General features: G+C 60.9%; 22 protein-coding genes. 14 read left to right on the top strand and 8 right to left on the bottom strand.

All coding sequences use genetic code 11. The annotated features are described in order from the left end of the window. Positions 1-33 precede the first annotated feature (33 nt). From RCJ00_RS04965 to RCJ00_RS04920, 10 genes are all read left to right on the top strand, one after another. Positions 34-1368 (top strand): aspartate aminotransferase family protein, encoded by a 1335-nt coding sequence (locus RCJ00_RS04965; RefSeq protein ID WP_316220631.1) that lies wholly within the window; start codon positions 34-36, stop codon positions 1366-1368. Next, the gene (locus tag RCJ00_RS04960; RefSeq protein WP_316220630.1) at positions 1365-2825 is read left to right on the top strand and encodes a glutamine synthetase family protein; all 1461 of its coding nucleotides are present in this window, start codon (positions 1365-1367) and stop codon (positions 2823-2825) included. Before RCJ00_RS04965 ends, RCJ00_RS04960 begins: the two co-directional genes overlap by 4 nt. A gap of 249 nt (positions 2826-3074) precedes the next feature. Next, a complete protein-coding gene (locus RCJ00_RS04955) occupies positions 3075-4148 on the top strand; it encodes an ABC transporter substrate-binding protein (RefSeq protein ID WP_316220629.1) in 1074 nt (357 codons plus the stop codon). Positions 4149-4250: 102 nt separating this feature from the next. Beyond that, positions 4251-5153 (top strand): ABC transporter permease, encoded by a 903-nt coding sequence (locus tag RCJ00_RS04950; RefSeq protein WP_316220628.1) that lies wholly within the window; start codon positions 4251-4253, stop codon positions 5151-5153. Further along, complete coding sequence (locus RCJ00_RS04945) at positions 5150-6028, top strand: ABC transporter permease (protein ID WP_316220627.1); 879 nt, start codon at positions 5150-5152, stop codon at positions 6026-6028. Before RCJ00_RS04950 ends, RCJ00_RS04945 begins: the two co-directional genes overlap by 4 nt. Next, positions 6003-7142: an ABC transporter ATP-binding protein gene (locus RCJ00_RS04940; protein WP_316220626.1), complete on the top strand. Its 1140-nt coding sequence runs from the start codon at positions 6003-6005 to the stop codon at positions 7140-7142. The genes RCJ00_RS04945 and RCJ00_RS04940 overlap by 26 nt, the downstream gene beginning before the upstream one ends. Before the next feature lie 2 nt (positions 7143-7144). Continuing rightward, positions 7145-7903 (top strand): gamma-glutamyl-gamma-aminobutyrate hydrolase family protein, encoded by a 759-nt coding sequence (locus tag RCJ00_RS04935; RefSeq protein ID WP_316220625.1) that lies wholly within the window; start codon positions 7145-7147, stop codon positions 7901-7903. 192 nt (positions 7904-8095) lie between these two features. Continuing rightward, the gene (locus tag RCJ00_RS04930) at positions 8096-9502 is read left to right on the top strand and encodes an aspartate aminotransferase family protein (protein WP_316220624.1); all 1407 of its coding nucleotides are present in this window, start codon (positions 8096-8098) and stop codon (positions 9500-9502) included. Then, entirely contained in the window at positions 9499-9888 is a 390-nt protein-coding gene (locus tag RCJ00_RS04925; protein ID WP_316220623.1) for a hypothetical protein, read from the top strand. The genes RCJ00_RS04930 and RCJ00_RS04925 overlap by 4 nt, the downstream gene beginning before the upstream one ends. A gap of 49 nt (positions 9889-9937) precedes the next feature. Continuing rightward, the gene (locus RCJ00_RS04920; RefSeq protein ID WP_316220622.1) at positions 9938-10675 is read left to right on the top strand and encodes a site-2 protease family protein; all 738 of its coding nucleotides are present in this window, start codon (positions 9938-9940) and stop codon (positions 10673-10675) included. Between the two features lie 9 nt (positions 10676-10684). Here RCJ00_RS04920 and RCJ00_RS04915 read toward each other — a convergent pair whose 3' ends face one another. The 3 genes from RCJ00_RS04915 to RCJ00_RS04905 all read right to left on the bottom strand — a co-directional run bounded on the left by RCJ00_RS04915 (position 10685) and on the right by RCJ00_RS04905 (position 14610). Then, a complete protein-coding gene (locus RCJ00_RS04915; protein ID WP_316220621.1) occupies positions 10685-11716 on the bottom strand; it encodes a methyl-accepting chemotaxis protein in 1032 nt (343 codons plus the stop codon). 129 nt (positions 11717-11845) lie between these two features. Then, positions 11846-13108: an NAD(P)/FAD-dependent oxidoreductase gene (locus RCJ00_RS04910; RefSeq protein ID WP_316220620.1), complete on the bottom strand. Its 1263-nt coding sequence runs from the start codon at positions 13106-13108 to the stop codon at positions 11846-11848. A 98-nt stretch (positions 13109-13206) separates the two neighbouring features. Next, a complete protein-coding gene (locus RCJ00_RS04905; protein ID WP_316221084.1) occupies positions 13207-14610 on the bottom strand; it encodes a glutamine synthetase family protein in 1404 nt (467 codons plus the stop codon). A gap of 326 nt (positions 14611-14936) precedes the next feature. On the opposite strand from RCJ00_RS04905, the gene RCJ00_RS04900 reads away from it, so the two are divergent. Both RCJ00_RS04900 and RCJ00_RS04895 read left to right on the top strand, forming a co-directional pair. Continuing rightward, on the top strand, positions 14937-16025 hold the full coding sequence (locus tag RCJ00_RS04900; RefSeq protein WP_316220619.1) for a mechanosensitive ion channel family protein: 1089 nt from the start codon (positions 14937-14939) through the stop codon (positions 16023-16025). Further along, positions 16006-16770: a TrmH family RNA methyltransferase gene (locus RCJ00_RS04895; RefSeq protein ID WP_316220618.1), complete on the top strand. Its 765-nt coding sequence runs from the start codon at positions 16006-16008 to the stop codon at positions 16768-16770. Before RCJ00_RS04900 ends, RCJ00_RS04895 begins: the two co-directional genes overlap by 20 nt. A 15-nt stretch (positions 16771-16785) precedes the next feature. On the opposite strand, the gene RCJ00_RS04890 is transcribed toward RCJ00_RS04895, so the two are convergent. From RCJ00_RS04890 to RCJ00_RS04875, 4 genes are all read right to left on the bottom strand, one after another. Beyond that, the gene (locus RCJ00_RS04890) at positions 16786-18825 is read right to left on the bottom strand and encodes a PAS domain-containing hybrid sensor histidine kinase/response regulator (protein ID WP_316220617.1); all 2040 of its coding nucleotides are present in this window, start codon (positions 18823-18825) and stop codon (positions 16786-16788) included. Positions 18826-18961: 136 nt separating this feature from the next. Further along, on the bottom strand, positions 18962-19210 hold the full coding sequence (locus RCJ00_RS04885; RefSeq protein ID WP_316220616.1) for a DUF2188 domain-containing protein: 249 nt from the start codon (positions 19208-19210) through the stop codon (positions 18962-18964). A 2-nt stretch (positions 19211-19212) separates the two neighbouring features. Continuing rightward, complete coding sequence (locus RCJ00_RS04880; protein WP_316220615.1) at positions 19213-20715, bottom strand: phosphomannomutase/phosphoglucomutase; 1503 nt, start codon at positions 20713-20715, stop codon at positions 19213-19215. 126 nt (positions 20716-20841) lie between these two features. Continuing rightward, positions 20842-21732: a UTP--glucose-1-phosphate uridylyltransferase gene (locus RCJ00_RS04875; RefSeq protein WP_316221083.1), complete on the bottom strand. Its 891-nt coding sequence runs from the start codon at positions 21730-21732 to the stop codon at positions 20842-20844. A gap of 319 nt (positions 21733-22051) precedes the next feature. Here RCJ00_RS04875 and RCJ00_RS04870 point away from each other — a divergent pair, with 319 nt between their 5' ends. Continuing rightward, positions 22052-23263: a glycoside hydrolase family 27 protein gene (locus RCJ00_RS04870; RefSeq protein WP_316220614.1), complete on the top strand. Its 1212-nt coding sequence runs from the start codon at positions 22052-22054 to the stop codon at positions 23261-23263. A gap of 51 nt (positions 23264-23314) precedes the next feature. Here RCJ00_RS04870 and RCJ00_RS04865 read toward each other — a convergent pair whose 3' ends face one another. After that, a complete protein-coding gene (locus tag RCJ00_RS04865) occupies positions 23315-24013 on the bottom strand; it encodes a FadR/GntR family transcriptional regulator (RefSeq protein ID WP_316220613.1) in 699 nt (232 codons plus the stop codon). A gap of 253 nt (positions 24014-24266) precedes the next feature. On the opposite strand from RCJ00_RS04865, the gene RCJ00_RS04860 reads away from it, so the two are divergent. After that, on the top strand, positions 24267-25970 hold the full coding sequence (locus RCJ00_RS04860; protein ID WP_316220612.1) for a DUF5597 domain-containing protein: 1704 nt from the start codon (positions 24267-24269) through the stop codon (positions 25968-25970). The last annotated feature ends 40 nt before the right edge of the window (positions 25971-26010 follow it).

The raw sequence follows: 26010 nt of genomic DNA, 5'->3' as shown, positions 1-26010 counted from the left end.
GCAGGCCGTTAGCCCTTTCAGTGGGGAGCTGGTTTGAGCACGCTGCACGACTTCATCGCCGAACAACGCGAGATATTCGCAGGCGCGCATCCGCAATCGCGGCGGCTGGCCGAGGCGGGGAACGCGTGGCGTGGTGGTGTGCCCATGCATTGGATGCGCGACTGGGCGACGCCCTTTCCGATCTATGTGACATCGGCGCATGACGCGACCCTGATCGATGCCGACGGCGTGGCCTATGATGACTTTTGCCTGGGCGACACGCCGTCCATGTTCGGCCATGCCCGTCCTGAGCTGGCGGCGGCGGTGGCGCGTCAGGCCGGGGAGGGCGTCGGCTTCATGCTGCCGACCGCGCGGTCCAATGCGGTGGGCGAGCTGTTGCGCTGTCGGTTCGGTCTGGCGCAATGGCAGGTGGCGACCACGGCGTCTGACGCCAATCGTGCCGTCATCCGCTGGGCGCGCGCCATTACCGGCCGCGACCAGATCCTGATTTTCGACGGCTGTTACCATGGCATGGTCGATGACTGTTTTGTGGCGCTGAAGGATGGCCAGCCGGTCAACAAGGCGGGGCTGATTGGCCAGGTCGTCGATCAGACGCGCACCACCCGCGTCATTCCGTTCAATGATGTTTCGGCGCTTAAAGAGGCGCTGGAAACCGGCGATGTGGCCGCCGTCCTGGCGGAGCCGGTGATGACCAATTGCGGCATGATCGCGCCATCGCCAGGGTATCATGCGCGTCTGCGCGAACTGACACAGCGTCATGGCACCCTGCTGATCATGGATGAAACCCACACCTTGTCGTCTGGGCCGGCCGGTTATTGCGGCGTTCACGGCCTCAGTCCGGACATGTTCGTGGTCGGCAAGGCGATTGCCGGGGGCATACCGGCCGCCGTTTGGGGCGTGACCGCGGACGTGGCCGCCCGCATGGATGCCACTCAGGCGCGGATCGGGCCGGGGCAATCGGGCATCGGCACCACCTTGTCGGGCAATGCCCTGGTCATGGCGGCGATCGAAACCATGCTGACTGAGGTGATGACGGACGCCGCCTATGCCCATATGCTGGATGGGGCGGCGCGGCTGGTCGACGGCCTGCGTGGGGTCATTGCTGACAAGGCATTGCCGTGGAGCGTGGCCCATGTCGGCGCGCGTGCCGAGCTGATCTTCACCCCCGAAGCGCCGCAAAATGCCGCGGCCATGCGCGCGGTGCTGGACCACGACCGACTGGAAGCGTTTCATCTCTATCTGATCAATCAAGGCGTATTGATTGCGCCGTTTCACAATATGATGCTTATCTCGCCAAAGACCGGATTCGACGCGATCGACCGGCTGGTCGCGGCGGTGGCGCAATTTTCTGAGGACCTACCCAAATGAGCACATTCGGCAAGTCGAAACTTCCCGCCAAAACCACCTCCAAGGCCGTGGCCAAATCCGATCGCGGCCTGCCGCCGTCGCCGCGTGTCGCGACGGTCGAGGAGGCCCAGGCCTTCCTGGATGCTCACCCGAACATCGTCTATTTCGAAATCCTGTTCACGTCGATGACAGGCGTGCCGCGCGGCAAGCGCCTGCGCCGTCATGAGCTTCTGCCCATCTATGAATACGGCCGTTTCCTGCCAGGTTCGATCCTGGTCGTCGATACGCTGGGGGCCGATTGCGAAGATACCGGGCTGGTGTGGGAAGACGGCGACGCCGACCGCGTGGCGCGGCCGGTGCCCGGCACCTTGGTGCCCGCGCCGTGGTTGGGCGATGATGTTGGCCAGGTCATGCTGTCGCTTTACGAACTGGACGGCACACCTAATGATCTCGATCCGCGCCACGTGCTGCAAGGGGTGCTTGACCGCTATGCCGCCGACGGGTTGACGCCGGTGGTGGCGTGCGAACTGGAATATTATCTCGTCGATATCGAACGCGGCCATGACGGGAAATTGCAGCCGGCGACGAGTTTCAATACCGATGAAACGCCCAAAGGCATTCAAGTGTACGGCCTGCCGGAAATCGAACAGCACGGCGCCTTCTTCCGCCAGCTTTGGGAAACCGCCGACGCCCAGAACATCCCGCTGGAAGGCGCGATTTCGGAATTCGCGCCCGGTCAGGTCGAACTGACGCTGAAGCACAAGCCCGACGCCCTGCGCGCCGCCGATGACGCGGTGATGTACAAGCGCCTGGCCAAGGGCGTGGCCCTGTCCCTAGGGATCGAGGCGACCTTCATGGCCAAGCCGTGGTCAGACCGTGCCGGATCGGGTTTCCACGTCCACATCAGCGTCGCCGACCGCGACGGGCACAATCTGTGCGCCAGCGAGGACCCGCAAGGATCGAAGCTTTTGCACACTATGATCGGCGGCATGAAGGACCATCTGGCCGACTGCATGGGCATACTGGCGCCGGGCGCCAATTCATATAAGCGTTTCAAGGCCAATTCCTACGCGCCGGTCGGCCTGACCTGGGGCGTCAATAACCGCACCGTTTCCCTGCGCGTCACGGCCGGGCCGGCACACACGCGCCATGTCGAACACCGCGTCGCCGGTGCGGACGCCAATCCCTATCTGGTGCTGGCCGCCATCCTGGCCTGCGCCCACCACGGCATCACGCAAAAGACCAATCCCGGCCCAGCGGTCACCGGCAACGGCTATGCGGCGGCGGCCGAAAGCGGGGCCATGCTGCCGACCAACTGGTTCGCGGCGATAGATTATCTCGACAAATCCAAGGTGTTGCGCGACTATCTCGGCGACCGGTTCATCGACATGTATGTCAAGGTGAAGCGCACCGAGCAGGCGCGTTTCTTTGAGGAAATCACCGAGTTGGATTACGACTGGTATCTACGTAACGCCTGATCTGAACGCAGGCGGGCGCGAACGGTAAAATGGCGCGGGTCGCGGGGCGGCCTGCGTGCCCATGCCTGCTATTTTTCAAGGGGTCGAGGCTGGGCGACACGGCGGCGATCGGGCCGGATTGTCACGCCGGGCAAAATATTAACAATAAGCCGGGTTGTGATCACATTTTGGGATTGACAGCCTTGCCATCCCGTATTCCTCTAAGCCCTTCCGGGTTTTGCAGAAGACATCTTCACAGGAGACAGGCTTATGAGTTTGGGTTCGTCGCGTCGTTCGCTTTTGACCGCCATGGGGGCCGCCGCCGTGGGGATCAGCTTCGGTGGCCTGTCCGGGTGCACCAAGCCTGTCAGCAAGTCGATCAACTTCTATAACTGGGACACCTACATCGGCGACACGACTCTGGCCGACTTCGAAAAGGTGTCGGGCGTCAAGGTGAAGATGTCTATCTTCGCCACGAATGACGAACTGTTCGCCAAGATCAAGACGGGGAATGCCGGCTTCGATGTCATCGTGCCGTCCAACGATTTCGTCACCTATATGTCCGAAGCCGGGCTTCTGCTGCCGCTCGATCACGCCAAGTTGCCGAACCTAAAGAACATCGATCCGGCCTTCATGAACCCGCCTTACGATCCGGGCCGCAAGTTCAGCGTGCCCTATACCTGGCTGGTACTGGGTATCGGCTATCGCAAGTCGGCCATGAAAGATGGCAAGGTGCCCGATTCGTGGAAGTGGTTGTTCGATTCCGATCAGTACAAGGGTCGCATGGCCCTGCTACAGGAAGCCGGCGACCTGATGCGCCTGGGCGCCAAATATCTCGGCCACTCGGTCAATGGTATACCTGATGACGTGCTCAAGCAGGTCGAGGCCATGCTGATCAAGCAGAAGCCCTATATCAAGGCCTTCCACAGTGACGACGGCCAGGACATGCTGCTCAGTAAGGAAGTCGATATCGTCATGGAATATAATGGCGACATCGCGCAGGTAATGAAGGAAGACCCGGACCTGGATTTTATTGTGCCCAAGGAAGGCTCGCAAATCAATTCCGACACCTTGGCCATTCCGAAGGATGCGCCGAACCCGGAAGAAGCCCATGCCTTCATCAACTACATGATGGATGCAGAGGCGGGCGCCAAGATATACGAGAAAATCCTGTATCCGACGCCAAACGCCGCCGCCAAGGCTCTGATGCCGGAGTCTTACAAGAACAACCCCGTCATCTTCCCGTCTGCAGAGGTGATGGCCAAGTGCGAATACGCGGCCTTCGAAGGCCCGGCCCGCGCCCAGGTCTACGACGCGGCCTTGACGCGCATCAAATCCGCCTAAACCCGAAAACGCGCCGCAGGTCACTGCGGCGCGTTTTTCAACTGAAATCCCCCTCCGGCCTTCGCCCCCTCCGGGCGTGTGCGCCGTCTATGGAGCGACAGAATGGAACAAGGTTGGCGACAGGCCAAAGGCATGTTCTGGGCGATGCTCACTGCGCCCCTGTTCTGGCTCGTGGTCTTTTTCTTCGTGCCGCTGGGCATTGTCTGGCTGTACAGTTTCGGGGAAAACCGCGGCCTGATCGATATCGTCTTTACTGGCACCTGGTCGAACTACGCCCATATCTTCGATCTCAGTCAGCCCTATCTCGACATCTTCGTCAAATCCCTGTGGATCGCGACGCTCACCACCTTTTTCTGCCTGGTGCTGGGCTTTCCGGTCGCCCTGGCCATCACGTTTGCGCCGCCCAAGGCCAAGGCCTGGCTGCTCTTGCTCGTCATGCTGCCGTTCTGGACCAATCTTCTGATCCGCACCTATGCCCTCATGGCCTTCCTGCGGACCGAAGGCTATATCAACACCACCTATCACCTGTTCTTTGACCTGGCCAACGCGGTGGCGGGCGGGCATCTGGGCACGTTCCAGCCGATGGAATTGATGAACACAAACTTCGCCGTCGTGCTGGGTCTGGTTTTTGTCAATCTGCCCTTCATGATCCTGCCGCTCTATTCGACGCTGGACCGGATGGACCGCTCGCTTCTGGAAGCCTCGCTTGATCTGGGCGCCGGTCATATTTCGACCCTGTTCAACGTCGTGGTGCCGATGGCCGGAGCGGGGATCGTATCGGGCATATTGATCACCTTCATTCCCGCGCTTGGCTCCTACCTGACGCCGGACATGCTGGGCGGACCGGATTCGCAGATGATCGCCAATGTCATTGAAAGCCAGTTCAAGCGCGCCAACAACTGGCCGTTCGGCGCGGCCTTAAGCTTCATCCTGGTCTACATGACCTTCATCGGCATCGCCATTCAGGGGCTGCTGGAACGCAAGGACGCGAGGAGAAGCGCATGAGCGACGCCGTCATAACGCACAAGAAAACGCCACCCGGGCCGCTGGAATATCTGCGCCGCTGGCCGCTTCAGGTCTGGCTGGGTCTGGTGGCGTTCTTTCTCTACGCCCCGCTGATTTCGCTGATGGTGTTCAGCTTCAACGATTCGCGGTTCACCACGGTCTGGCGCGGCTTCACGCTGAAATATTATGACAAGGCTTTCCACAATTCGAGCCTGATCGAAGCCTTTGGCAATTCGTTGACCATCGCCTTTTTCTCGACCCTGATCTCCGTGGTGCTGGGGGCCATGGCCGCCATCGTCCTGTGGCGGTTCCGTTTCCCGGGTAAGACCGCCTTCAATGCGGGCCTGGCCATACCGATCGTTGTGCCGGAAATCTGCATGGGCGTCGGCATGCTGGTCTTCTTTGCCAAGGTCTTGCCCTGGCCGCAGAACCTGACCTGGCCATTCAATCTGGGCGCCATCATCATTGCCCACGTGTCCTTTTCCTTCCCGTTCGTCGCCGTTGTCGTGCGGGCAAGGCTGGCCAGTTTCAACCGCGAACTGGAAGAGGCGGCTAAGGACCTCGGCGCGTCGGAGTTCCGCACCCTGATGGATGTATTGGTGCCGCATATTCAGCCGTCGCTGGTGGCGGGGGCGCTATTGGCCTTTACCCTCAGCCTGGACGATTTCGTCATCACCTTCTTCACGGCGGGACCGGATACGGTCACCTTCCCGGTCAAGGTCTATTCCATGGTGCGGTTCTCGGTCACACCCGAAGTCAATGCCGCCTCGACCATCCTTATCATCGTCACTGTCCTTCTGACCTTCCTCGCCCTGAAATTTCAGGGTTCCAGCGCCCTGACCGCCGGCCATGACGGCGGCGCGGAGACCAAGTAACATGAGCCATCCCATCATCAGCTTCCAGAATGTGAGCAAACGTTTCGGCAAGACGACCGCCGTCGATAATGTGTCGCTGACCATAAACGAAGGCGAGTTCTTCTCGCTGCTCGGGCCGTCCGGCTGCGGCAAGACCACGTTGTTGCGTATGCTGGCCGGGTTCGAAATGCCGACCGAGGGTCATATCCTGATCGACGGCAAGGACGTCTCCCTGACGCCGCCGAACCAGCGCCCGGTCAATATGGTGTTCCAGTCCTACGCCGTCTTTCCGCATATGACGGTGCTCGATAATGTCGCCTATGGCCTGAAAATGGATGGTGTGCCGGCGGCTGAACGCCGCGACCGCGCCGAAGAGGCGTTGGGGCTGGTACAGTTGGCCGGATATGGCGCGCGCAAGCCGGATCAGTTGTCGGGCGGCCAAAGACAGCGGGTCGCGCTGGCGCGGGCCCTGGTCAAGAAGCCGCGCGTGCTGTTGCTCGATGAACCGCTATCGGCGCTCGACGCCAAGCTGCGTGACGCCATGCGCTCGGAACTGACCTCCTTGCAGCAAAAGGTCGGCATCACCTTCATCATGGTGACCCACGATCAGGACGAAGCCCTGGCCATGGCGACACGATGCGCGGTGATGAACCGGGGGCTGTTGCAACAGGTGGCGACGCCGTCCGACCTGTATGAATTTCCCAATTCGCGCTTCGTTGCCGACTTCATCGGCAGCGTGAACATGTTCGAAGGCACGCTGGACGTCGATGAGCCCGATCACGCCATTATCGCCACCGCCGAGGCCGGGCCGATCTATCTCGACCACGGTGTCACCGGCGCGACCGGCGCAACCGTGTGGGCGGCGGTGCGGCCGGAAAAGATCGAGATGCACAAGCGCACCGACACACCGCCAAAGGTGGACGACGCGCCGGAAGGCTATAACGTCATTGCCGGCGCGGTCCGCCATCTGGTTTACCTCGGTTCTGAAACCATCTACGAGGTCGAAATCACCGGCGGTAAGCTGATCAAGGTGGTGCGTCCGAACCTGACGCGCTGGGATCAGGAAGACTTCGTCATCGGCGAAGCGGTCTGGCTCAGCTTCCATGCCTGTTCGCCGGCCGTTTTGCTGAGTTGACCATGCCGCATAGTAAGCCCGTTGTCGGCATCATGGCCTGCAACCGGACGGTCGGTGTCGAAAACGCCCACGCCGTCATGGAAAGATACGTGCGCGCCGCGACCGTATATGGCGATTGCCACGCCTTGCTTATTCCGCCCATGGCCGATGGCTTTTCGTCGGCGGCCCTGACGGCGCGGCTGGATGGGCTCATGCTGACCGGATCGCCATCCAATGTGCAATCGGAGCTCTATGGCGGTGAGGGCGGGGACGGTCCGTTCGACGAAGGCCGCGACGCTGTGTCGATGGGCATGATCGAATGCATGGTCACCCTGGGCAAGCCCGTCTTCGGCATTTGTCGCGGGTTTCAGGAAATCAATGTTGTCCTGGGCGGTACTTTACGCGGCGATGTCGGTTTCGGAGCGCATAATGGGGCCAACGGCATAGATCACCATGCGCCGGACGGCACCGATTTCTTTGCCCTGTTTGACAACAGCCATGAGGTCGCCTTGACGCCGGATGGGGTGCTGGAAGGCGTCTATGGCCGTGACACGCTACGGGTCAATTCCGTCCACTATCAAGGCGTGGATCGCCTCGGCGAAGGGCTGAGCGTGGAGGCGGTGGCGCCGGATGGATTGATCGAAGCGTTCAGCGCCAATATCAGCGGATCGCAGGTGCTGGGGGTGCAATGGCATCCGGAATGGCACACCGATACCCAGCCGGAAAGCCAGGCCTGGTTCCGCATGATGGGCCAGGCGTTGCGCGGCCTGCCTTTGCGTTAAATGCACGCAAAATTGTGATCACAATATTTGACTTGGGCGCGGATTTCACGCAGATTGGGGGCATATTCGCCCCTGATCGTGGCGCACCGGGTTAGCCTTTCATCCGGCCCTTTTGGGCCACCGTCTCCCATTTCAGAGACGGGGAGGGGGGCGGTGTGGTACGGCACCGGCCTTGACAAGGAAACGCCTCTCATGAACGCTCCGACGCCTCCGCCCCTGCGCAATTACGACATGAACGAGTTGAAGAAACTCGACATGGCGCACCATATGCCGGCCCAGACCGATTATAAGCTTCAGCATGAACTGGGCGGGTCGCGTATCATCACGCGTGCCGACGGGTGCGTGATCACCGATGCCGAAGGCAAGTCGCTGCTCGACGGCATGGCCGGGCTGTGGTGCGTCAATGTCGGCTATGGCCGCGAAGAACTGGCCCGCGTCGCCTATGAGCAGATGCTGGAACTGCCCTATTACAACACCTTCTTCAAGACGGCGACGCCGCCGCCGGTCAAGCTGGCGGCCAAGATCGCCGAAAAGATGGCCCTGTCCAATCCCGACCTGACGCACGTCTTCTTCAATTCGTCGGGCTCGGAAGCCAATGACACGGTCTTCCGGCTGGTGCGCTATTACTGGGACCTCAAGGGCGAACCGAAGCGCAAGATCTTCATTTCGCGCCGCAATGCCTATCACGGCTCGACGGTGGCCGGGGCATCGCTCGGCGGCATGACCTTCATGCACGCGCAGGGCGACCTGCCGATCCCGGGTATTGAGCATGTCGATCAGCCCTATCATTTTGGCGAAGGGTTCGGCGAAGACGCCGCCGCCTTTGCCGACCGCGTGGCGCAATCGATCGAGGATCGCATCCTGGCCGTGGGGCCGGAAAATGTCGCGGCCTTCATCGGCGAGCCGGTCCAGGGGGCTGGCGGTGTCATCATCCCGCCCGACAGCTACTGGCCCAAGGTCGAAGCCATCTGCCGCAAATATGGCATCCTGCTCATCTGCGACGAAGTGATCTGCGGCTTCGGGCGGCTGGGGCATTGGTTCGGCCATCAGCACTGGGGCATCAAGCCCGACCTGATCGCCATGGCCAAGGGCATGTCGTCGGGCTATCTGCCGATTTCGGCGGTCGGCGTGTCGAAGAAAATCATCGATGTGCTGCTCGAAAAAGGCGGCGATTTCGTGCACGGCTACACCTATTCTGGCCACCCCACCTGTGCGGCTGTGGCGCTGGCCAATATCGAAATTCTGGAAAACGAGCATCTGATCGAACGAACGCGCGATGTCACCGGCCCCTATCTGGCCAAGGCGTTGCAACGTTTGTCCGGACATCCGCTGGTCGGTGAGGCGCGCAGCCTGGGTCTGATCGGCGCGGTCGAAATCGTCGCCGAAAAAGGGACGAACAAGCGGTTCAAAGGCGCGGAAGGCACGGCCGGTCCGATCGTGCGCGACCTGTGCATCAAAAACGGCCTGATGGTGCGCGGCATCCGAGATTCCATCGTCATGTGTCCGCCGCTGATCATCACGGAAGCCGAAATCGACCAGATTGTCGATACCATCGAAAAGTCGCTGAACGAAGCCGAGCCGGTGCTGCGCGCCCTATGAGGCGTGCGGATATCGGCCTGATTTCGTTGGGGCTGGTTTTGGGGGTTGTGATTTCGGCTTTGGCCATGTCCGGTACCGCCCAGGCGCAGGACATATTTTTCGGCACGCTGGAAAAGGCGCCGGACGGCGAGGTGTTTCTCAACCGCTGCGATCTCGGTAGTACGCGTTACCGGCTTGTGGATGAGGCGGGGTCTTCCGAACGCCCCGTCGCCCGTCTGGCTGACACCGAGATAAAGACACCGACCCAGGCCGCCGTATATGGCACGGTTGACGAAGACAAGGACGGCTATGTCCTTCAGGTGATGGCCATCGAGGACATCGCGCCCGGCAAGACATGCCATCTGTCGGATGCCTTGACGGAGCCCGCGCCGGCAATTCACCCCTGACCATAAGGGATGGCTTGCGTTTCGCCGGTGGCGAGGTCATATCAGCCCCATGAAAACCGATATAAGCTGGAACTTCCTGGGCCTTTTCGCGGCCTTTATCGCGGCGGGCGCGGCCCTGGTCTTTCTGCCGACGGGGGCGGGCGTGGCGACTTTCGCCTTTGTGCTGCTGGGGTGGATCGTCAGTGTTTGCCTGCATGAATATGCCCATGCCGCGACGGCCTCTGCCTTTGGCGATGTGTCCATTCTCGATCGTGGCTATCTGACGCTCGATCCGGTGAAATATATCAACAGTACGGGCAGCCTGGTCCTGCCGGTCATTGCGCTCGTCCTGGGCGGCATCGCCTTGCCGGGGGCGGCGGTGACCATCCGCACGGACCTGATCCGTCATCGCTGGCAACAGTCACTGGTGTCGCTGGCCAGACCTGTGACGACGGCCGTCTTGGCGGTCGTGGTCTACCTGGCGTCGCAGGGGGCGGCCGATCCGTTGCTGCACGATGCGCTCATGCTGCTGGCCTTTTTCGAACTGATGGCGTGCGTGCTCAACCTGCTGCCTGTGCCGGGCCTCGACGGCTTCGGCGTCATCGAACCGTTCCTGCCGCGCGCCGTGCGCCAGTTCTTATCCGGAAAGCGCCTGGCGGTGCTGAACCTGATCCTGCTGGCCCTGGTTTTCTTCCTCGGCTACCGCATCATCATGCCGATCATGCGGCTAGTCATTACGCCGTTCGATATCGATCTGACCCCCGTTGGGCGGGCCTTCGACCGGTTCCATTTCTGGCGCCAACAATAATAGGCCGGTTCAGGCGCTCTTCTGGATGATGACGCCGTACCAGCCCAGACCGGCATAGGTTTCATAGCCCGGCGTGCGGTGAAAGGCGGTCACCGTACCGTCAGAGGCCATGTCATGGCCGAAGGCGCGGCCATCATTGCGCAAGGCGACACGGTCGCTGAGCAGGCCGCGATCGTCGGACGCGGCAATGACGCGACCGGTGGCGTCGACCAGCAGCACACGGGTGCGCTGGCGTTCGTCTTCGGATAGGCGGATACCCTGGGTGATGGCGCGCGCCTGAGGCTGCCAGTCGAAATGGACGCCCAATATGCCGATCAGTTCGCCATCTGCATCGCCGCCGGCCTGTACGCTGGTAGCGTATGTGGCGACCTGCGCGTTGTTGAGCAATGGTTCGGCGGCGATGTCGGCGACGGGAAACTCATTGCCGGATGCCAGGGCGCGCGCCTTCTGGAACCAAGGGGTGTGCGCGGCGCTGGCGCCGGTAACCGCATAGGTATTGGGGCGGCCATTGGCGATGATGCGACCGTCCAGATCGCACAGCCACAGGTCGAGATAGACCGTATAGGCGTCCAGAATGACCCCCAGGCGGCGGGAAGCATGCGCGCGCACTGCCGGATCGGATAGCGCGGCGGCGTCCACAACGGCGGCATCGGTCGCCCACCAGCGCACATCGCAGGTGCGTTCGTAGAGATTGCGGTCGATCAGTTCGATGGCGTTCTGGGCCAGATCAACCAGCCGGGTGCCCTGGGTCTGGCGCGCCATGTCGCGCGTCAGGCTTTCGAGCGCGGCGATTTCGCGTCCCAGGTCTTCGGCCATGGTGCTGGATATGGCTTCGACCTGGGTGGAAATCTGACGGACTTCATCCGCGACGACGGCGAAGCCCGCGCCCACGTCTCCTGCGCGCTTGGCCTCGATCAGCGCATTGAGGGCCAGTATACGCAAAAGCCCGGTAACGCCCTTGATATCGCGAAGATTATCACTGGTTACGGACTTGGCTTTCGCCGTGTGTTCGATGATGTCGCGAACGCTTACCGTCTGCATAAAAAACCCCCAATACAGAAGGGAATTAGTTGCGATGGAAACAGTTAACCATTTCTGAATATTGGGCGGGTGATAGTATATTTTATGCTGTTTTTTGAAGTAAAAAAGCGCAAATGCGACGGTGCGATGCTACAGCCTATCGCGCAGGGCGTAATAGCTCAGTCCTGCAACCAAGGCGGGCCAGCGCAGAAGCCGTCCGCCGAAGAAAGTAGGGGTGGGCAGGCGGGCCAGCAGATCGATATCGCGGGCGTCACCGGTGACGGCGCGGGCCAGCAATTTGCCGAAATAGGGGGCCAGGACCACGCCCTGGCCGCTATAGCCGGCGCTGACGAAGGTGCGGTCATCGAGGCGGCGCACGAACGGTGCCCGCGACAAGGTGATAGCTAAGGTTCCGCCCCAGGCATGGCTGATGCGCATGCCGGCCAGTTGCGGATAGATTTTCAGCATGTTGCGGCGTACGAAGGCCTTGATATCCTTCGGGAACCACGGGGTATAGTTTTCGCCGCCACCGAACAGCAGGCGGTTATCCGGCGTCTTGCGCCAATAGTTGACGACGAAGCGGGAATCCGCCGCCGCATAGTCGTTTGGCAGGATGGCGGGATCGCTCAGCGGCTCGGTCGTCAGGATGAAGTTGTTGATCGGCATGACATGCGCGTCTATGCGGGCATCCAGGCCCGTGCCGTAACCATTGGTGCAGATAAGTAACCGGTCGAAGGTCACGGACGCGCCGCCGCGTACCGATAGGCGGTTTGGGGCGCGGCTTTCGACCGGGCTGTTTTCGAAAATCAGGGCGCCGGCGTCGCGGGCCGCGCGGGCCATGCCGAGCGCCAGTTTCAGCGGATGCAGGTGGCCGCCACCGGCATCGAAACTGGCGCCGTAATAGACATCGGTGCCGAGCTCGGCAGCGGTCTCCTCTTTGGATAGCAGGCGGATCTTGTCGTAGCCGTAGCCAGCGACGAAATCGGCATAGGCGAGGTCATCGGCCGCATAGGCCGGCTTGTGCCAGGCATGAATAAGGCCGTGGCGCAGGTCGCAATCTATGGCGTGGTCGCGGATCAGGGCGTGCAGGCTGGCCTTGGCGTCTTCGGACATGTCCCAAAGCTGGCGCGCGGCGTCGGCGCCCAACTGGTTTTGCATCTGTTCCGGATCGACACGTTGTCCGGTGTGTATCTGGCCGCCATTGCGGCCCGACGCTCCGGAGCCGATGCGCGCGGCTTCCAGTACCGCCACGCGCACCCCGCGCTGCGCCAGTTCCAGCGCCGCCCCCAGGCCGGTATAGCCGCCACCGATGATGGCGACATCGACGGCGATGTCGTCGCCCAGCGGCGGGTAGTCAGGCAGGGGCGCCGTGGCGGCGTACCAGGACTCAAGGGGGTGGCCTGTGTTTTTCATGGGATGCGTGGCGCCGGTTTTTTGCCCCTCACCCTAACCCTCTCCCCTCTTGAGGGGAGAGGGGATTTGAAAGGCTAGGGGGCTTCGGGGCGAAAAGATTACACGTTCAGCAGCAGGAATTCGCGTTCCCACGGGCTGATGGTCTGCATGAAGGTTTCGTATTCGTGCAGCTTGACCCGGGAATAGGCCGTGACGAATTGCGGACCCAGTATGTCGATGATCGGCTGGGCGCGTTCCAGCTTGATGATCGCCTGGACCAGCGAATAGGGCAGGTCGCCCTGAGGCAAGGTGGCGGCGTCCTGATCGACCGGTTCGGCGGGCTTCAATTGATCGACCATGCCGAGATAGCCCGACGCCAGGACGGCGGCGATGGCCAGGTACGGATTGGCATCCGACGATGGAATGCGGTTTTCCAGGCGGCGGTTGGCCGGATCGGACGGAGGCACGCGCAGGCCCGCCGTGCGGTTGTCATAGCCCCACTGTGTATTGACCGGCGCGCCCGAGCCCTTGGCCAGGCGGCGATAGGAGTTGACATAGGGCGCCAGCAGCGAGGTGATGGCGGGCATGTATTTTTGCTGGCCGGCGATGAAGTGGAAGAAGGCCGGGGTTGGTTCGCCGGTATTGGGATCGGAGAACAGGTTCTTGCCTGTTTTGGCATCGACGATCGACTGGTGGATGTGCATGGCCGAGCCGGGTTCATTGGCCATCGGCTTGGCCATGAAGGTGGCGTAGATGTCGTGTTCCAGCGACGTTTCCTTGATCGTCCGCTTGAACATCAGCACCTGGTCGGCCAGCTCTAGCGGATCGCCGTGCAGCAGGTTGATTTCCATCTGGGCGACGCCGGATTCGTGGATCAGGGTGTCGATTTCCAGGCCCTGGCTTTCCGAATATTCGTACATGTCTTCGAACAGGGCATCGAATTCGTTGACCGCCGAAATCGAATAGCCCTGACGGCCGGTTTCCGGGCGGCCAGACCGGCCGATCGGCGGTTTCAGCGGGTAATCGGGGTCGATATTCTTTTCGACCAGGTAGAATTCCAGTTCGGGTGCAATGACCGGCTTCCAGCCGCGGGCCTCATAATAGCCGAGCACACGGCGCAGCACCTGGCGCGGGCTTTCTTCGACCGGGCGGCCATCGGGATGGAAGGCGTCGTGGATGACCTGGGCCGTCGGATCATGGGCCCACGGCACGGCGGCCAGCGTCCGGAAATCGGGACGCAGGAAGATGTCGGTATCGGATTGCACCGTGCCGACCACACCTTCAAGGTCCGGATAGTCACCGGTAATGGTCTGGTAGAATACCGCCAGGGGCAGGTTCATATAGGGCGTGTTGAGGAACTTCTTCGACGGCATGATCTTGCCGCGTGCCACCCCGGCCAGATCGGGGATCAGGCATTCGATCTCCTCGATATTCTGGCTGGCCAGCCAGGCGGTGGCTTCTTCGAGATCGCGCGCGCCGCGTTTCGCGAAGGTCATCTTGTGCCGCTTCGCCTTGGATTTCATATAGCTGTCGTGTGACATGGTGAGTCTCTTGGGGCTTTCTGTCATTGGATCAGACACCAGCCAGAGCGTTTTGGAAACCGGAGATTTCTCGATTACTAGCGTATCGAAAAGGCTCGGCTTCTGATCCTGACGTTCTTTTTATCTCAAAAGGGCGCAGGAAAAACGCGACGAGGTCCACGGCCAAACTCTACGCGGCCGCCGGGGTATCGGAAAGAATGTGATCACAATATGCCTGTTTCCGGCCAAAGGCAAGCCGTCGCCTCTTGACCTTTTATCGCGGGATAGATTTGCTATGGGCGGGCAGGGCTTGAGCATACGGAAATCGCATGATCCAATGGTCCTCCCCATCCTTTCCCGCCATGCCTGACCTGCCGCAATGGGCGGTGGTTACCGGCCTGGCCGTCCTCGGCTTTGCGGTCGGGGCCGTGGCCGGGCGGGGCGCGATGGCGGCGGCGCAATGGTTGTGCCGGCGCAATCCGAACCTGTTCAAGCACGTCAATTTGAAGCGGCTGCGCACGCCGCTCTATACCGTCATTCCCATCCTGTGCGCCTTCCTGGCCGTGCGGGCTGCCGCCCCCCAGGCCCTGGCCAATCCAATTGTTTTGGGCGTTGTGAAGGTGGTCAGTGTCGGCCTTGTCTACTGGCTTGTGCTGCGCATCATCGACATTGTCACCAAGGCGGCGGCCCGACGGTACGATATTTCGGTGAAGGACAATCTGCGCGCTCGGCAGGCGCGCACCCAGATCACGGTGATCAAGAGCATAGCCGAGGTCTTCGTCTTCCTGCTGGCCCTGTCTGCCATTTTCCTCATGTTCGATACCCTGCGTGGCCTCGGCGTCAGCCTTCTGGCCTCGGCCGGGGTGGCGGGTATCGTGCTGGGGTTCGCGGCGCAGAAGACGCTTGGCAACCTTCTGGCCGGCATCCAGATCGCCCTGACCCAGCCGATCCGCATCGAAGATGCCATTGTGGTCGAAAACGAATGGGGCTGGGTCGAGGAAATTACCCTGACCTACGTCGTGGTGCGGTTGTGGGACCTGCGGCGGCTGGTTTTGCCGATCAGCTATTTCATCGAAAAGCCGTTTCAGAACTGGACGCGGACCTCGGCCAATATCATCGGTACGGTGGAGCTTTATGCTGACTTTGCCTTGCCGATCGATCCGTTGCGTGAAGAGCTGAAACGGCTGCTGGCCGGGTCGATGCTGTGGGACGGAAAGACCCAGGTGGTCCAGGTGACGGAGGTCATGCCGACGGTCATCAAGATCCGCGTGCTGGTCTCCGCTGTCGATTCGCCGACCGCCTTCGATCTTCGCTGTCTGGTGCGCGAGCACCTGACGGCCTTTATCGTCGCCAACTATCCGCATTGCCTGCCGCGTACGCGCGCGATATGGGAAGCCGATGATGATCGAAATCGATAGCCCGACCGACCCGCGCCTTACCCTGTATCGTGACGTCAAGGACCGCGACCTGACGGGCCGCGAAGGTTTGTTCATGGCCGAGGGCAAGGTGGTGCTGGAACGGCTGTTCGCCTCTCGGCTGGCGCGGACGGTCAGCGTCCTGACCACGCCGGAGCGGGTGGGCGGTCTGGCGCGCTTGCCTGATGCGCCGGTCTATGTCGTGCCGCAAGCCGTAATGGACGAGGTGGCGGGATTTGCGATCCATCGCGGCTATCTGGCGCTTGGGGCCTATACGCCGCCCATGTCGTTGGCAGCGGCGGTCGGCGGTGCGCGTGCTCGCGTGCTGGTCCTGTCCGGCATCGCCAATACCGACAATATGGGCGGGCTGATGCGCAATGCGGCGGCGTTTGGCGTCGATGCGGTGGTACTGGATACCGCCTGCTGCGATCCTCTGTACCGCAAGGCGATCCGCGTCAGTGTCGGCGGCGCGCTGGAAGTGCCGCATTATCGCGTGGACGACCTGATAGGCACGCTGGCCGCGCTCGACCTGACGCCCTATGCGCTGAGCCCGTCGGGTGCTGTGACTTTGGAGGCGGTGACGCCTGCCGCGCGCTCCGCCCTGCTGTTCGGTGCCGAGGGGCCGGGGCTGTCCGACGCCATCATGGCCCAATGCACGACGGTGCGCATCGACATGGCGGGCGGGTTCGATAGCCTCAATGTCGCGACCACCAGCGGGATCGTGCTGTATCGGATGTGCCGCGCCTAGGCGCCACTTCCGGGGCTACCGCCGCAAGGCCTTGATCTTGGCGCGGAGTTCGTCCGGCTTGAACGGCTTGGACACATAGTCATCCATGCCAGCCGCCAGGCAGCGTTCGCGGTCGCCGGCCAGGGCGTGGGCCGTCATGCCGATAATGGGCAGGGGCGGGCGCTGCGTTGTCTGTTCGTCGCGCCGAATGAGGCGAGTAGCGTCAAGCCCGTTCATGCCATGCATCTGCACATCCATCAGAGCGATGGCGTAATCGCCCCGTCTGGCTTTTTCGACAGCGGTCTGACCGTCGCCGGCGACATCGACGCGATAGCCGAAATCTTCGAGAAAGCTGCGGGCGACGAGGACGTTCGGTTCATAGTCTTCGACCAGCAGAACGCGCGGCCGGTCGCGGTCATCGATCGCGTCTTCCGCCGCGCCGGCTAAGGACGCCGGTTCAGGCACGGTGGCGTCGGGCGCGATTTCCAGCGGCACGGACAGGGTGAAGGTCGAACCGACGCCGGGCTGGCTTTCAACCGAAATCGTCCCGCCCATGACTTCGGTCAAGGTCTTGGTAATGGCCAGGCCCAGGCCGGTGCCGCCATATTTGCGATTGATCGAGCTGTCGGCCTGGACGAACTTATCGAAGATATGGTCGAGCTGGTCGGGCGCGATGCCTATTCCGGTATCGGACACGGCGATGCGAACGGTTTCGATAATGGGATTATTCGTCGCATGGCAGGTGATGGCGACGTGGATGCTGCCCTTCGCGGTGAATTTGACGGCGTTGCTGCACAGGTTGACGATAATTTGGCGCAGGCGGGTGGGGTCGCCCATGAACAGGCGCGTTTCGCAGCATTTGCCTTCGCCGGTAAATGTCAGGCCCTTTTGCCGGACCGGAACGGCCATCATGCTGGCCACCTCCTGAACAAGCCGGGCGAGGCTGAAGGGGATGTGTTCCAGTTCGACCGTGCGCGCCTCGATCTTGGCGATGTCGAGCAGGTCATTGATCAGGGCCAGAAGACTGTCGGCGCTGGTTTGCAGGGTGTGGATGAATTCCTTTTGGCGACCGGTCAGGGGTGTCGATTTCGACAGAAGGCTCGACAGGCCAATGACGGCATTCATCGGCGTGCGGATTTCGTGGCTCATATTGGCGAGAAATTCCGACTTGGCGATATTGGCGGCTTCGGCCTTGTGGCGGGCGTCGACCAGTTCCTGAATATCGGTGCAGGTGCCGTACCATTTTGTTATGGCGCCGGAGCGATCACGTACACATTGCGCCCGTCCCAGGGTCCAACGGTAGACGCCGTCGGCGCGGCGCAAACGGTATTCGATTTCGTAAGGGGCGCCTGTTTCCAGCGACTGTCGCCACACCTTCCAGGCACGTGGCTGGTCGTCGGGGTGGAAGACACCATTCCACGCCTCGCCGTCGGTCGAGCCTTCGGGCACACCCGTATATTCGTACCAACGCCGGTTATAGTAGTCGTGATAGCCATCGGGTTGCGCAACCCAGATCATCTGGTTGATCGAATTGGCCATGTCGCGAAAGCGTTGTTCGCTGTCGCGCAGGGCGCGCGCCTGGCGTTCTCGGTCGGCCTCGGCCACCATTTGGGAGGTGGTTTCGATTGCCCAGTCGATGACACCGTGGATTTGGCCGTCGTCGCTGCGCACCGGCGAATAGCAGAAGGTGAACCAGCTGTCTTCGGGATGGCCGTTGCGTGTTGTGACCAGCTTCAGGTTTTCAAGATAGGTCGCCTCGCCCGCCAGGGCGCGCGCGACAATCGGTTCGATGTCCGGCCAGATTTCGGCCCAGACCGTCGACAACGGCTGACCCAGCGCGTTGCGCTTTTCCCCGAGCATCGGAGTGTAGGCGTCGTTATAGATGAAGGTGTGTTCCGGGCCCCAGAACAGGGCGCTGGGGAATTTGGACGCCAGCATCATGTCGGTGACGACCTTGAGGGCGGTGGGCCAGCCACTCAGGGAGCCGAGCGGGGTTGCGCTCCAGTCGAAATCGCGGATTTCCTGCCCCATTTTTCCGCCGCCGACCGGGAAGGTCGCCTTTGAACCGATCGTCACGCCCGTGCCTTTGTTACCGCCATACGTCAAACGGCACTTTTACCGATAGAAATTATAAATTTGAAATGAGGAGAGGTCATACAAGGGCATGAAAAAGGCGGGGTTGGGCCCCGCCTTGTCCGTATCTGCCTCTGTATCAGCCCTTGACGTCCGTTTGCGGACGATCGTCGCCGTGGGCAAGTTCTTCATGCCAGACGCCGTTGGCATCTTCGTAGGAGATGCCGGTGTCGCTGCCCGGGGCCGTCTGTTCGCGGGCGGCGGTGCGGGCTGCCGCCAGGGCCAGGTCATGGCTGGCAAAGGTTTCGGAATAGGTGCCGCCAGCCTTGTAAGCCCAGCCGCCGTCGTGTTGGACGACCGTATAAACCACCTTCAGATCTCCAGACATGTTTAGATCTCCTGATTGTAGTCGGTGATTTCCGAATATTTGGCCAGGCGCGGCTTCACTTCCTTGCGGAACAGGTCGCGCATGTCGTCTTCGGAGCGCAGGGATTCGACCACGACCACCAGCTCAGGCTTGTTGCTCGACGCGCGAACCAGCACCCAGGAGCCGTCTTCGAGGTGGACGCGCGCGCCATTGACCGTGATGACCTCGGTCACCTTGCGGCCCAGGATCGAACCGCCGGTGGCCAGCAGGTCCTCGTATTCCTTCACGATCTTTTCGAGAATTTGGTACTTCACCTCGTCGGCGCAATGGGGCGACATGGTGAGTGAGGTATAGGCGACGGGCAGGGCATCCTTCAGTTCCGACAGGGTCTTGCCCGGATTGCGATCCAGCATGGCCAGGATGGCTTCGGCGGCCTTCAGACCGTCGTCATAGCCGCGGCCGATCGGCGGGGCAAGGAAGAAGTGGCCCGACTTTTCGAACCCGGCCAAGGCCTTCAGTTCGTCGGTCTTGCGCTTGATGTAGGAGTGGCCGGTCTTCCAGTAGACCGTCTTGGCGCCGTTCTTTTTCAGCACCTCGTCGGTGGCGTAGAGGCCAGTCGATTTGACGTCGACCACGAAGGTCGCGTCCTTGTAGATTTCGGACAGGTCGCGCGCCAGCATCAAGCCGATCTTGTCGGCGAAGATTTCCTGGCCCGTATTGTCGACCACGCCGCAGCGGTCGCCGTCGCCGTCAAAGCCCAGGGCCACGTCGGCATTGTGTTCTTTGACCGCCTTGGCCATATCGACCAGCATTTCGTGGTCTTCGGGGTTCGGATTGTATTTCGGGAAGGTCGAGTCGAGATTGGTGTCGAGTTCGATGACTTCGGCGCCCATGGCGCGCAGGGTTTGCGGCGCGAAGGCGCCCGCCGTTCCGTTGCCGCAGGCGCAGACCACCTTGATCTTGCGCTTGAGCTGCAGCTTCGACGAAATGTCGTCCATGTAGCGCTGCTGCACGCCGTCGACGCGGGTCAGCTTGCCGCCCGGCCGTTCGACACCGAGGCCGCCCATGACGATTTCTTTCAGGCGCGTCATTTCTTCCGGGCCGAAGGTCAGCGGCGCCTGGCAGCCCATCTTGACGCCGGTCCAGCCGTTGTCGTTGTGCGAGGCGGTGACCATGGCGACGCAGGGCGCATCCTGATCGAATTGAGCAAAATAGGCGATGGGCGACAGGCACAGACCGATATCGATGACTTCGATACCCGCCTGCATCAGGCCGATGATCAGCGCATTCTTGATATTGGTCGAATAGGACCGGAAGTCGTGGCCGGTGACCAGCTTCGGCGTTACGCCGCGCTCATGAATATAGGTGCCGAGACCCAGACCCAGGGCCTGAATGCCGAGCAGGTTGATTTCCTTGCCGAACACCCAGCGTGCGTCGTATTCGCGGAAGCCCGTCGGCTTAACCAGTACCTCGGTTTCGAATTCGTAGGTGTTTTCGGGAATGGCGACCTTGGGCAGCATGGGCATAGGGTGGTAGTCCTCAGATGTGTTTTCGGCAGACGCGATAGCTGGCTATGCCATGCCGGAAAGTAAAAATGCAGTGGCTTTTGTCAAAGCCGCCCGCCGTTTAGGCAGGCGGCCCGGAAACGCAGGCTATTGGAAGAAGGGCAGAAGGGCGGCACGGGCGGCGTCCTTCAGTTCAGGATTTTTAAGCGCCAGACCTACATTGGCACGAAGCAGGCCGATCTTGTCGCCGCAATCATAGGTCACGCCGTCATATTCCAGCGCGTGGAAGCTTTGCGTTTCCATCAGGCGGAACATGGAGTCGGTCAGCTGGATTTCATTGCCGGCGCCCTTTTCCTGAGAGGCCAGGAGCGCGAAGATTTCGGGTTGCAGGATATAGCGGCCGGACACGATCAGGTTGGACGGCGCGGTGCCCTTGGCCGGTTTTTCGACCATGCCGGACATCCGGTTCAGACGGCCATCCTGGCCTTCGAGGGCGACGACACCGTATTGGTGAGTCTGGTCGTGGGGCACGGGCTCGACGACGATGATGTTGCCGCCGACCTGGTTGTAGGCGTCGATGGCCTGCTTGGTGGCAGACACTTCGGCGTCCATCACCATGTCGGGCAGGATGACGGCGAAGGGTTCGTCGCCGATAATGTCGCGGGCGCACCACACGGCATGGCCGAGGCCCAGCGGCTGCATCTGGCGCACGAAGCTCATTTCGCCGGCCTTGGGCAGTTCCTTGACCAGCTGGTCCAGAATGGCGGTCTTGCCCTTGGCGGCCAGTTGAGCTTCCAGTTCGACCTGATGGTCGAAATAGTCCTCAATGGCGCCCTTGGCGCGGCCGGTGACGAAAACGAAGTGCTCGATGCCGGCGGCACGCGCCTCTTCGACGACATAGGCCAGAATGGGCCGGTCGACGACGACCAGCAATTCTTTAGGGATGACCTTGGTGCCGGGAAGGACGCGGGTGCCGAGACCGGCTACGGGAATGACGGCTTTACGAACGCGCTTTTGTGACAAAAGAACCTCAGGAATGAAAAGTTTGGTCTCGGATACGCGAGAAAATACAGGTTGCTTCCCTTGCCGTCGAACTCCGCCCAGACAGCAAGGTTAGTGTGCAGTTGCGAAAACGGCAAGCGGAACGGCGAAAAAATAGTCCGATGTCATTAAAATTTATTACAGAGATAACGCAATTCTTGAGGAAAAGGCAAAAAAGCCACGCCTTGGTGAACGCATCGGCGAATTCATAATGCAAATTTATTTATTCGTCGCAACGGATTGTCAGGTTTGGAATTGTGTTATTTATTAGCGCAAAGACCGGTGACGCACGCCGGCCAAAGAGGGAGCAAACATAATGAAAGTCAAGGACGCGATCGTCGCGATCGCCGCCGTACTGCTGATGCCCGTACTGTTGGGCGGGCAGGCGCAGGCGCATGAAACCCTGCAATTGGATGCACCGAAGCCGCCCTTGGCCCTGACGCCGCCGATGGGGTGGAATTCGTGGAACAAGTTCGCCTGCAATATAGATGAAGGCAAGATCCGCGCCGTGGCCGATGCCATGGCGGCGTCGGGCATGAAGGAGGCCGGATATCAATATGTCGTCATCGACGACTGCTGGCAAAAGGACCGCGCCGCCGATGGCACGATCCAGGCCGATCCCGAACGCTTTCCGTCAGGCATCAAGGCGCTTGCCGACTATATCCATTCTAAGGGGCTCAAGTTCGGTATCTATTCCGACGCCGGCGTGAAGACCTGCGGCGGCCGTCCCGGATCGGCCGGTTATGAATTCCAGGATGCGCGCACCTATGCCGCTTGGGGCGTGGACTATCTCAAATACGACTGGTGCAATACCGGCACGCGCAATGCCGAGGCTGCCTATACTTTGATGGCCAAGGCGCTGCGCCAATCCGGCCGGGATATCCTGCTCAGTATCTGCGAGTGGGGCGATAACAAGCCGCGCGAATGGGCCGCCAAGCCGGGGCACCAATGGCGCACGACCGGCGACATCCGCGATTCCTGGGACAAGGACGAAGGCTATAGCCATTCCTTCCTGTGGATTCTCGACAGCAATGCCGACCTCTGGATGGATTCCGGCCCCAATCACTGGAACGATCCGGACATGCTGGAGGTCGGAAATGGCGGGATGACCGATACCGAATACCGGTCGCATTTCTCGCTGTGGGCTATGCTGGCGGCGCCGCTGATCGCGGGCAACGACCTGTCGAACATGAGCCCGGAGACCCTGGCCATACTGACCAATCACGATGTCATAGCGATCGATCAGGATCCGTTGGGCCAGCAGGGCCGCCGTCTGGTCAAGGATGGCGATTTCGAGGTTTGGGTGCGCCCGCTCAAGGGCGGCGACCGGGCGGTAGTGTTGTTCAACCGTTCCGGCGCAGCGAAGACGATGGCCGTCGATTGGGAGACCCTGCAACTGCCGGCGGGGACGAAGGCCAGCGTCCGTGACCTGTGGTCCAAGGCGGTCAAAAAGAACGTCAAGGGCAGCTACGCCGCGGAGGTGCCGTCGCACGGTGTGGTCATGGTGCGGATCACACCGACGGTGTAGCCCGTAAAGCGAAGCAATAGGGCGCCGATCTGAGTCCGTCAGATTGGCGCTTTACGCCGCTTGGACCTTTCCGATCAGGTTGACCGATTCAACCAGTATGGCCTCGGACGCGCGTCGTGCGGTATCGGCGTCACCCTTTTCGATGGCGACCAGAATGGATTCGTGCGCCTGGATGTCGGCCATATGGCCGGCAATCTTGTTGGTCAACTGGATCGACAGGTTGAGCGCATTGGTGATCAGCGGCTTGAGACGCCAGAAGAAGGGATTCCCCGACGCCTTAAGGATGGCGACATGGAAGTCGATATCGGCCTTTAGCGCCAGGTCGGGCTGGCCGGCATGGTCGATCATGGCCTGGAGGCCTTCGCGGATGCTGGCGATGGCTGGTCGGTCCTGGTTTTCGGCAGCCAGGGCGGCCGCGGCCGGTTCGATGGCGAGGCGCATCTGGGCGAATTCGAGGAAAATCTTGTTGGAGTAGGGGCGTTCCATCAGCCAGCGCAGCACGTCCGGATCGAGCAGGTTCCAGTTTTCGACCGGTTCGACGCGCGTACCCTGACGCTGGCGCGAACTAATGAGACCCTTGGCCGACAGCATTTTCACGGCTTCGCGCATCACGGTTCGGCTGGCGCCGAATTTCACGCACAACTCTGCCTCGGTGGGGAAGCCTGTCTTGTCGAATTCACCGGTGACGATGGATTGGCCGAGCGTCGCGAGAAGCCCGTAGGCGAGGCTGACGCCGAGTTCGGAGCGCATGCAATTGCTTTCTTGAAGTCTGTCTATATCCCTGTAACGCGTACCGAGTCCTTTTGGGATTCGGCAGGTGTCACAAAAAACCTTACAGAAAAAAATACTATTTAAAAACCAGATTCGTGAATTGACGCTTGCCGGTTCGTCTGGCCCCATTGTATGACAATTTTTACAGATAAGTATCCATTTTACAGATGACTGTCCAATCGCCCATAAAAGGGGCTAAGGTCAAGGACAGCGGAACACAGGAAGAGGGATTATGATAAACTCAAGGCGAAATACGGATTCGAAACTGGCCGTGGTAGCGCTATCACTTTTGGCGTTTATGGCCGCAGGCTCGGCCGGAGCCAAGGCCATATCCAAGACGTCGGCCAAGCCCTCAACGGCGGTCAACGCCATTCCACACCTGGTGCAGACGGATGGCAAATATGCCCTGATGGTCGATGGTGCGCCGTTCCTGGTTCTGGGCGGGCAGGCCAACAATTCCAGCAACTACACCGGCGCCTTGTCGAAGGTGTGGCCGGCGATCAAGGACATGCACGCCAATACCCTGACCATGCCGGTGTCGTGGGAGCAGGTCGAGCCGGTTGAAGGCAAATTCGATTTCAGCTTCGTCGACACACTGGTCAAGGAAGCGCGCGAAAACAATGTGCGCCTGGTTATCCTGTGGTTCGGGACATGGAAGAACACCGGGCCGAGCTATACGCCGTCGTGGGTCAAGCTCGACAATAAGCGCTTTCCGCGCCTGACCAATAAGGACGGGACCACGTCATACGCCCTGTCACCGCTCTATGAGTCCACGCGCGAGGCGGACAAGCGCGCCTATGTCGAATTGGTCAAGCATATCAAGGCCATAGATGGCGACCGCCACACGGTCATCATGCTCCAGCCGGAAAATGAGGTTGGCGTCTATCGCACGGCGCGCGACTATTCGCCGAAGGCCGATGCCCTGATGGCGCAGCCCGTGCCGCAGGCCCTGCTGACACGTTACAAAAAGTCGCCGGGCAACTGGAACCAGGTGTTCGGCAAGGACGCCGATGAATATTTCCACGCCTGGTCGATTGCCCGCTATGTTGACGACATCGTGGCGGCGGGCGACGCCGTCTATCCGTTGCCGACCTATGTTAATGCCGCGCTGAAAGACCCGCTCAATCCCGATCAGACCCCAGGCTCCTATGCTTCGGGCGGGCCGGTCTACAGCGTCATCGACGTGTGGAAGGTGGCCGCCCCGCATATCGAATTCCTGGCGCCGGATCTGTATTCTCCCGGTTCGAAAAGCTATGAGGCGACGCTCAGCCAGTACGCCCGCGCCGACAATCCGCTCTATGTCGCCGAAAGCGGCAACAAGCCGATCTATGCACGCTATCTGTTCTCGGCGCTGGGGCGTCAGGGCATCGGGTTCGATCCGTTCGGTTTCGACTATACGGGCTACGCCAACTATCCCTTGGGCGCCAAGGTGTTCGACGCCGACGCGGTGAAGCCGTTCGCTACCCTGTACAAGCTGTTCGGCGGCATGGACCGCGAATGGGCGAAGCTCAGCTATGAAAGCCAGGTGTGGGGCGTGTCGGAGCCCGACGATCATTCGGCCCAGTCCCTCGATCTGGGCCGGGCATGGTCAGCCAAGGTGACCTATCGTCAATGGCAGTTCGGCCTGCCCGAATGGGACCCGGAAAACCAGAACGGCTATCCGGACGGATCGGATGTGCCGAGCGGCGGCGTGGCCGTGGCGAAGCTGAGCGACAACGAATTTCTGGTGGCGGGGCTCAATGCGCGCATTACCTTCGATACCGGCGAGGCCAATAAGGCTCGGGGCTTTGTGCTGGACCGCGTCGAGCAGGGCCATTTCGAAGGCGGAAAATGGGTCATGGAGTACGTTTGGAACGGTGACCAGACTGACTACGGCCTGAACTTTACCGGTGCGCCGGTCATTCTTAAGGTGCGTTTGGGGACGTATGAAAAGTAGGAATAAAAGCGCTTAAGTACAATGACTTAGGGTGCCGGTC

The sequence above is a fragment of the Asticcacaulis aquihabitans genome (genome assembly GCF_032490435.1).
In the GTDB taxonomy this organism is placed as follows: Bacteria; Pseudomonadota; Alphaproteobacteria; order Caulobacterales; family Caulobacteraceae; genus Asticcacaulis.
This window is presented reverse-complemented; position numbering and strand designations above follow the sequence as displayed.